Here is an 8,187-nt window from a genome sequence, read left to right as displayed (position 1 = left end):
TTTATCAGCTGGTCATGGTCGTCGTAGGCGTAATGCAGCGTGCTGTGGTCGGGACGGATGTGCTGCAGCAGGTTGCTACGCTCATCAAAGCTGTAGCGGTCCTGGCTACCGTCGGGGTGCACGTGGCGGATGATGTTCGAAAAAGTGCGCAACTTCTTGCGCAGTACTGTGCAAGAAGTTGCGCAGTTGGCTGCAGGCCACGTTTATTATGACCTGCAGCAATGTATGCACAGGTTTATCCACATTTTGGTGCGCAAGAAGTTGCGCAGCTGGGTGAAAGCGACGAAAGGTGAAATCCCCCGAGAATAGCGCTCCTCGAGGAGATTCAACCAGTACAAAGCGGCCCTAGGTCGTGGCAGGCTCGAAGGCATTCGGCCGCATTGCCAACAGCACCAGCCCGAACGCGCCCGCCGCCATCAGCAGCGGCAGTGCATGCCCGCTCACCCACTGGCTACCGGCCCCAGCAGCCAATGGCCCGATCAGGCAGCCGATGCCCCACAGCTGCGCCACGTGGGCGTTGGCGCGCACCAGCGCATCATCGCGATAGCGTTCGCCGATCAGGATCAGCGACAGGGTGAACAGGCCACCGGCACTGGCGCCGAACAGCACCCACAATGGCCAGATCGCCGGCGTGTGCATCAGCACCGGAATGGCCAGGCTCGACACCAGCAGGGTCATGGCGCAGCCGGTGAACAGCGTACGGCGAGACATGTAGTCGGCCAGCGCCCCGATCGGCAGTTGCAGCACCGCATCGCCCACCACCACGGTACTGACCATGAACAGCGCCAGCTCGGTGGTGAAGCCCTGCTGCAGGCAGTACACCGGCAACAGGGTGAGGATCATCGCCTCGAACGCGGCGAACAGCGCAATGGCCCAGGCGATTACCGGTAAGCGCCGGCAGAAGCCCACCAGGTCACGCAGGCCCACACCACAGGCTTCAGCGCTGGGCGCCCCGCTGCGACCGATCAGCACCAGCGGTGCCACCACCAGCAACCCGGCCCCGATCCAGAAGCCCAGGTCATCCTCCGAACCCAGCACGCCCAGCAGCAGCGGCCCGGCCAGCTGGCTGAGGGCATAGCTGCTGCCATACAGCGCCACCAGGCGGCCACGCCATTGCTCGACCACCAGCTGGTTGATCCAGCTTTCGCCAAGGATGAACACGATGGTCAGGATCACCCCGATCAGCAGGCGCAACGCCAGCCACACCGGATAGCTGGGCAGCAGCGCCAGCAGGCCGATGGACAACGCACCGGCCAGCAGGCACAGGCGCATCAGCGTGGCGGTGCCGAAATACGCCGCCAGGCGGCTGGACAGGCTGGCGCCAACCAGCACGCCAATTGCCGGCATCGCCGCCATCACGCCAATGGCAAAGCTGCCATAGCCCCAGCTCTCCAGACGCAGCGATACCAACGGCATGCTCACGCCCAGGGCAAGGCCGACGCTCAGAACCGACGACAACACGGCGAAGTAGGTAGCCCAACGCATGTGTACTTCCTCGCAGAATGATGGATCGCCACAAGCAACACAGCCGGGCCTGCGCTAACGCAGGGCCCGGCTGTGGCGCGGATCGCTCGGGGCGCGGCACCAGGCCGCGCCCATGGCCTTACAGCTTGATCCAGGTGGCCTTGAGCTCGGTGTACTTGTCCAGTGCGTGCAGCGACTTGTCACGGCCGTTGCCCGACTGCTTGAAGCCACCGAACGGCGCAGTCATGTCGCCACCGTCGTACTGGTTGACCCACACGCTGCCGGCACGCAAGGCCTTGGCGGTCTTGTGCGCCTTGCTGATGTCGGCGGTCCATACACCTGCGGCCAGGCCGTAAGGGGTGTCGTTGGCGATCTGGATGGCTTCTTCGACGCTGTCGAAGGTGATCACCGACAGTACCGGGCCGAAGATCTCTTCCTTGGCGATGCGCATGGCGTTGCTCACGCCGTCGAAGATGGTCGGTTCGACATAGGTGCCGCCGGTTTCTTCGAGGATGCGCTTGCCGCCCACCAGCAGCTTGGCGCCATCGGTGTGGCCAGCCTCGATGTAGGACAGCACGGTGTTCATCTGCTGGGTGTCGACCAGGGCACCAACGGTGGTGGCCGGGTCCAGCGGGTTGCCAGGCTTCCAGGCCTTGAGGGCCTCCAGTACCAGCGGCAGGAACTTGTCCTTGATCGAGCGCTCGACCAGCAGACGCGAACCTGCGGTGCACACTTCGCCCTGGTTGAAGGCGATGGCACTTGCCGCGGCGGCGGCAGCGGCGTTCAGGTCCGGGGCATCGGCGAACACGATGTTCGGGCTCTTGCCGCCGGCTTCCAGCCACACGCGCTTCATGTTCGATTCGCCGGCGTAGATCATCAGCTGCTTGGCGATCTTGGTCGAGCCGGTGAACACCAGGGTATCGACGTCCATGTGCAGGGCCAGAGCCTTGCCGACGGTGTGGCCGTAGCCAGGCAGCACGTTCAGCACGCCGGCCGGGATACCGGCCTCGATGGCCAGCTGGGCGATGCGGATGGCGGTCAGCGGGGACTTCTCGGACGGCTTGAGCACCACCGAGTTACCGGTGGCCAGCGCCGGGCCGAGTTTCCAGCTGGCCATCAGCAGGGGGAAGTTCCACGGCACGATGGCCGCCACCACACCCACAGGCTCGCGGGTTACCAGGCCTAGCTGGTCGTGCGGGGTGGCCGCGACTTCGTCGTAGATCTTGTCGATGGCTTCGCCGTTCCAGCTCAGTGCCTGGGCAGCGCCCGGCACGTCGATGTTCAGCGAGTCGTTGATCGGCTTGCCCATGTCGAGGGTTTCGAGCAGGGCCAGCTCCTCGACGTTCTGCTTGAGCAGCGCGGCGAAACGGATCAGGGTAGCCTTGCGCTTGGCCGGGGCCAGGCGTGACCACACGCCGGACTCGAAGGTGGCGCGGGCGTTTTCCACGGCGCGCTGGGCGTCGGCCTCGTCGCAGCTGGCGACCTGCGCCAGAAGGCGTCCGTCAACCGGGCTCAGGCACTCGAACGTGGCGTTGGAAACGGCGGCGGTGTATTCACCATTGATGAAAGCACGGCCTTCGATCTTGAGTTGCTGGGCACGCTGTTCCCAGTCCGCACGAGTCAGGGTGGTCATACGAAACTCCTCCTGTTGTTGAAATGCAGCGCCGCACGAGGGGCCAGGGCGCTGTCAGAATACGGCCGGAGCGATTGTCGCTCTACGGCACTCGACACCCTAAACTCTGGCACCTGAATTATCAATATATTTGACAATACATGGCCAAATGCCTAGTGATGTGCACTTTATTTAACAATCAGGGGACCCAAACATGAATATCCAGCAGATTGTCGACTTCGCACAGGTACTGACCGAGGCCGAGCGCTACCGCCCGGCTGCCGAAAAAGTGCTCAAGGGCGACCCGGAGCAGGCGGTCTACAACCATTACGCCAGCCCTTGCGGGCAATTCGCCGCTGGTGTGTGGGAGGGGGCGCCCGGGCAATGGACCGTCAATTACACTGAACACGAATACTGCGAGATCGTGCACGGCGTATCGGTGCTGCGCGACGAAGAAGGCAACGCCAAGACCCTGCGCACCGGTGACCGCTTCGTGATCCCGGCCGGCTTCAAGGGCACCTGGGAGGTGCTGGAGACCTGCCGCAAGATCTACGTGATGTTCGAGCCCAAGGCATAGGCCATAGATAGATACCGCCGCGCCAGCCCTCCCTGGCGCGAGCATGGCGAGGTCCTTATCCGGACCCACCTGAACTCAAGGAGCCTCACCATGCAAAAGGATCAACCGGTCGTCTGCCCCATCGAAGCGTTGCAGCTGAGCAACGACGAAGTGCTCACCTGCATCGGCCGCCTGGTCGGCACCCGCTACGTGCCGACCGTGAAGGCCTACATCAGCGAACTGACCGGGCGCCAGCGCGTGGTCGGCATCGGCGAGATGTCGACCCGCGAAATGGACCCGCAACGCGTGAACATCAGCGGCAACGAGGCGGGCCTGATCAGCGGTTTCCATTTCGGCTGAACAGAAAATCGCCATAAAAAAAGGCCCGCATCGTGAGATGCGGGCCTTTTTTCGTAAGCCGGGATCAATTACTTGATCTTGGCTTCCTTGTAGATCACGTGCTTGCGAACAACCGGATCGAATTTTTTGATTTCGATTTTGTCCGGAGTGGTGCGCTTGTTCTTGTCGGTGGTGTAGAAGTGGCCGGTATTAGCGGTCGACACCAGACGGATCAATTCACGCATGATTTTCTCCCTTAGACCTTGGCGCCGTTACGGCGAATTTCGACCAGAACGGCATCGATGCCGCGCTTGTCGATGATACGCATGCCTTTGGCAGAAACGCGCAGACGCACGAAACGCTTCTCCGACTCGACCCAGAAGCGGTGATGCTGCAGGTTCGGCAGGAAACGACGACGGGTTTTGTTATTCGCGTGGGAAATGTTATTCCCGGTTACCGGACCCTTACCGGTAACTTGACAGACTCTCGACATGCCTCAGCCCTCTAAAACCACATGCCCAACCCGGCATGGGTTGGCCGCTTAATCTCTCAGTCTTTGGCGCCAGGCGCCGTGTTTCTTCAGGGTCTTATCGGCAAGATCTGCAGATGCGACAAACCGAGCCCCTAGAAAAGAGCGCTGCTTTATACCAGAAAGGCCGGGGTACAACAACATTTGATGTGATCGCACGATGCATGAATCAACCCAGGCCGCCCGGATGCAGGGCTTCCAGCGACAAAACCGCTCGTCGCAATATTCCTTGAAAAAGGAGTTGGCCATTTACGGCCTTGCGCACTAGGGTAGGAGTTTTCCAGACTGCACGGGCAGATGGGCCATTGATCAGCCAAGGAGTCACCATGCGTCGTGCCGCTTTACCCCTGTTGCTCGCAGCGCTGCTAAGCCCCGCACTGGCCCAGGCAGGCGCCTTGAGCGTATGTACCGAGGCCAGCCCCGAAGGCTTTGACGTGGTGCAGTATAACGCGCTGACCACCACCAATGCTTCTGCCGATGTGCTCATGAACCGGCTGGTGGAATTCGACGCCACCAGCGGCAAGGTGGTGCCGAGCCTGGCCGAAAGCTGGACGGTATCGGCCGACGGCCTGGTCTACGACTTCAGGCTGCGCCCGGGGGTAAAGTTTCACAGTACGCCGTACTTCAAGCCCAGCCGCGTGCTGAACGCCGACGACGTGCTGTTCAGCTTCCAGCGCATGCTCTACCCCGCCCACTCCTGGCACAAGATCACCCAGAGCGGCTACCCGCATGCCCAGTCGTTGCAGCTGCCCAGCCTCATCAAGCAGGTGGAGGCACCCGATCCGCTGAGCGTGCGCTTTACCCTCGACCATCCGGACGCGACCTTCCTCGCCACCCTGAGCATGGGCTTCGCCTCGATCTATTCGGCCGAATACGCCGACCAGTTGCTCAAGGCCGGCACCCCGGAGAAGCTCAACAGCCAGCCGATCGGCACCGGCCCGTTCGTGTTCCAGCGTTTCCAGAAGGACGCAGTGATCCGCTACCGCGCCAATGCCGACTATTTTGCCGGCAAGCCGAGCGTCGACCCGCTGATTTTCGCGATCACCCCCGACGCCAACGTGCGCCTGCAGAAACTGCGGCGCAACGAGTGCCAGATCGCCCTGTCGCCCAAGCCGCTGGACGTTGCGGCAGCCGCCGAAGACGCAAACCTGAAGGTCGAGAAGACCGAGGCGTTCATGACCGCGTTCGTCGCGATCAACAGCCAGCACCCGCCGCTGGACAAGGTCGAGGTACGGCAGGCGATCAACCTGGCGTTCGACAAGACCAGCTACCTCAAGGCCGTGTTCGAAGGCACCGCAGTCGCCGCTGAAGGCCCCCTGCCGCCCAACACCTGGAGCTACGCCAAGGACTTGCCGGGTTACCCGACCGACGCGACCAAAGCCAAGGCGCTGCTGGTCAAGGCCGGGTTGCCGGACGGCTTCAGCACCACAATCTGGACGCGCCCTTCGGGAAGCCTGCTCAACCCCAACCCGAGCCTGGGGGCACAACTGCTGCAGGCAGACCTGGCGAAGGTCGGCATCAAGGCCGAGATTCGCGTGATCGAATGGGGCGAGCTGATCCGCCGTGCCAAGGCCGGTGAGCACGATTTGCTGTTCATGGGCTGGGCCGGCGACAACGGCGACCCCGACAACTTCCTCAGCCCGCAGTTTGCCTGCCCGGCAGTCGAGTCGGGGACCAACTTCGCGCGGTACTGCGACAAGCGCCTGGACCAGTTGATCAGTGCCGGCAAGACCACCAACGACCAGAGCGTGCGCAGCCGCCTGTACCAGCAGGCCCAGGGGCTGATCCAGCAGCAGGCGCTGTGGCTGCCACTGGCGCACCCCACGGCAGCGGTGCTGATGCGCAAGGATGTGGAGGGCTACACGGTCAGCCCGTTCGGCCGGCAGGACTTTGCCACGGTGAAGACCGCACGCTGAACGACTCGCGCCTGCAGGCTCCTGACAGCGTCCTCTGGTAGCCCGAAGGACACTGCAGCAGCCTGCAGCGCGTGTTCAGGCCGCCAGGTGACTCTCGCCATCGACTTACGATGGTTGCCCAGCGAACCGCACCGTACGGATAGCCGCATTGGATATTGAATACTGGATCGAAGCGGCTATCGCCGGCCTCACCGTGGCACTGATACTCGGCCCGGTGGTCTTCGGCGCACTGCTTCTCTACATTGCTACCCAGCGATTGGCCGAAGCACTCGAGCACCTTCACAACTCGCCGCTGGTTGACGCTCATCGGTACAGCCTCAACCTGGGCCTGCGCCAACGATTCAGGGCAGTGGGCGACATCGCCGGCCTGTTGGCCTACCCCGATTGCCCGGTCGAGTTCGGGGGCCTGAGCGCAGAGGACATCAAGCGCTTCCCCGACAACCTCAGAACGCTGCTGGTTCTTAGCCACCACCTCAGGCTGGCAATGCTGGCCGTTCTGGTGCTGCTGGCCCTTGCCCTGCAGGCGCTCAAAGCCGTTCAGCACCAGGGCGAGCCGACGGAGTTCGGGCTCGGCGGGTGTTCACCCTATTGGCTGCCCCTTGCACTGCAACTGCCTTGCATCGCCGGCCTGGGGTGGGTCGCCACCCAGTACGCACAGGCTGGCATGCGCTACATGACCAGTGCATCCCGGTACCTTGCCAACTGCAAGGCGGTGGTGAATCGACAGCGCCCGGTGATGTACAACACGGTGTTTGGCAGAATCGTGTTTACCGTATGCATCGCTGCGCTTCTGGCTCATGCGAAGCTCTTCATCAGAACAGGATCGCTGCAGGCCGCAGACGTGGAGTCCTTTCCAGCCACGATCAGAACCGAGCTTGTGGTGCGTCACTACCTGCTGCTGGCTTCGGTTGTCGGGCTGGCTGCGTCGTTTGTTGCAACAAAGCTGATCGACTAGTACCGCCCACGCACAGCAGCGTCAGGCAGCGAACAAGCCCCGCTCCACCATCGACAATGGCTCCCCATCGCCGATGATGATGTGATCCAGCACCCGCACCTCGATCAGGCCCAGGGCTTTCTGCAAGCGCAGGGTCAGATTGATATCTGCCTGGCTTGGCTCGGAAACACCTGACGGATGATTGTGGCAAAGGATCAATGCTGCGGCATTTCTGGCCAGCGCCCGCTTGATGACTTCCCGAGGGTAGACGTTGGCACTGCTGATGGACCCGCGGAACAACGCCTCGAACCCTAGAGGACGGTGCTTGTTGTCCAGGTACAGGCAGCCGAACACCTCGCTTTCTTCATGACGCAGCATCGATTTCAGGTAACGCCGGACCGCCCCCGGGCTCAGCAACGCCGGGTCGCGGATGATGGTTTCGGCCAAGTGCCGGCGCCCAATCTCCATCACCGCCTGCAGTTGCGCATACTTCGCCGGGCCCAGCCCCAGCTCGCGCTGAAACGTCGGCTGATCGGCCTCCAGCAGTTGCCGCAAGCCGCCAAACTGCTGCAACAGGTGGCGCGCCAGGTCCACCGCGCTCTTGCCTGCCACACCGGTGCGCAGGAACACCGCCAGCAACTCGGCGTCCGACAGGCTCGCGGCCCCTCGCTCCAGCAACTTCTCCCGCGGGCGTTCCGCCGACGGCCAATCCCTGATACCCATAGCTGTCCCTCTGTCTGTGTGTGGCTGCTCCCCATTTCAGCCCTGTGCTATCGTAGCCCCCTCTTTTTACGCGACGATTCGGCCTGGGGAGGCGTCGTCGCCGCGTGCAAACAC

Annotated in this window: 10 protein-coding genes; 4 read left to right on the top strand and 6 right to left on the bottom strand. The window is 62.6% G+C overall.

Annotation, left to right across the window (positions count from 1 at the left end; all coding sequences use genetic code 11):
* The 3 genes from DN388_RS25435 to DN388_RS21640 form a co-directional block, all read right to left on the bottom strand.
* Positions 1–152: hypothetical protein (locus DN388_RS25435; protein WP_369682780.1), on the bottom strand; the 152-nt coding region annotated here is incomplete at its 3' end.
* Positions 153–345: 193 nt separating this feature from the next.
* Complete coding sequence (locus DN388_RS21645; RefSeq protein ID WP_255002061.1) at positions 346–1,485, bottom strand: MFS transporter; 1,140 nt, start codon at positions 1,483–1,485, stop codon at positions 346–348.
* A gap of 118 nt (positions 1,486–1,603) precedes the next feature.
* Positions 1,604–3,097 carry an aldehyde dehydrogenase gene (locus tag DN388_RS21640; RefSeq protein WP_043859850.1) on the bottom strand — a complete coding sequence of 498 codons (1,494 nt, stop codon included), beginning with the start codon at positions 3,095–3,097 and terminating at the stop codon, positions 1,604–1,606.
* A gap of 193 nt (positions 3,098–3,290) precedes the next feature.
* Between DN388_RS21640 and DN388_RS21635 the strand changes: the two genes are divergently transcribed.
* Together DN388_RS21635 and DN388_RS21630 are read left to right on the top strand one after the other, a co-directional pair.
* The gene (locus DN388_RS21635; RefSeq protein WP_043859851.1) at positions 3,291–3,653 is read left to right on the top strand and encodes a cupin domain-containing protein; all 363 of its coding nucleotides are present in this window, start codon (positions 3,291–3,293) and stop codon (positions 3,651–3,653) included.
* A gap of 135 nt (positions 3,654–3,788) precedes the next feature.
* Positions 3,789–3,992, top strand: a complete 204-nt coding sequence (locus DN388_RS21630) for a hypothetical protein (protein ID WP_054916677.1) — start codon at positions 3,789–3,791, stop codon at positions 3,990–3,992.
* A 68-nt stretch (positions 3,993–4,060) separates the two neighbouring features.
* On the opposite strand, the gene rpmG is transcribed toward DN388_RS21630, so the two are convergent.
* The gene (gene rpmG, locus DN388_RS21625) at positions 4,061–4,216 is read right to left on the bottom strand and encodes a 50S ribosomal protein L33 (RefSeq protein WP_010225867.1); all 156 of its coding nucleotides are present in this window, start codon (positions 4,214–4,216) and stop codon (positions 4,061–4,063) included.
* An 11-nt stretch (positions 4,217–4,227) separates the two neighbouring features.
* Positions 4,228–4,464, bottom strand: coding sequence for a 50S ribosomal protein L28 (rpmB, locus tag DN388_RS21620; RefSeq protein ID WP_043859852.1), 237 nt, complete (start codon positions 4,462–4,464; stop codon positions 4,228–4,230).
* A gap of 362 nt (positions 4,465–4,826) precedes the next feature.
* Between rpmB and DN388_RS21615 the strand changes: the two genes are divergently transcribed.
* Positions 4,827–6,416 (top strand): ABC transporter substrate-binding protein, encoded by a 1,590-nt coding sequence (locus DN388_RS21615; RefSeq protein ID WP_043859853.1) that lies wholly within the window; start codon positions 4,827–4,829, stop codon positions 6,414–6,416.
* Between the two features lie 148 nt (positions 6,417–6,564).
* On the top strand, positions 6,565–7,371 hold the full coding sequence (locus DN388_RS21610) for a hypothetical protein (protein WP_255002060.1): 807 nt from the start codon (positions 6,565–6,567) through the stop codon (positions 7,369–7,371).
* Between the two features lie 21 nt (positions 7,372–7,392).
* On the opposite strand, the gene radC is transcribed toward DN388_RS21610, so the two are convergent.
* Positions 7,393–8,073, bottom strand: coding sequence for a DNA repair protein RadC (gene radC / locus DN388_RS21605; RefSeq protein ID WP_255002059.1), 681 nt, complete (start codon positions 8,071–8,073; stop codon positions 7,393–7,395).
* Positions 8,074–8,187: the final 114 nt, after the last annotated feature.

Origin of the sequence: Pseudomonas sp. S12(2018) (genome assembly GCF_024355235.1) — a bacterium.
Classification (GTDB): domain Bacteria; phylum Pseudomonadota; class Gammaproteobacteria; order Pseudomonadales; family Pseudomonadaceae; genus Aquipseudomonas; species Aquipseudomonas palmensis.
The sequence above is the reverse complement of the archived record's forward strand: the minus strand, read 5'-3'. Positions and strand labels throughout refer to the sequence as shown.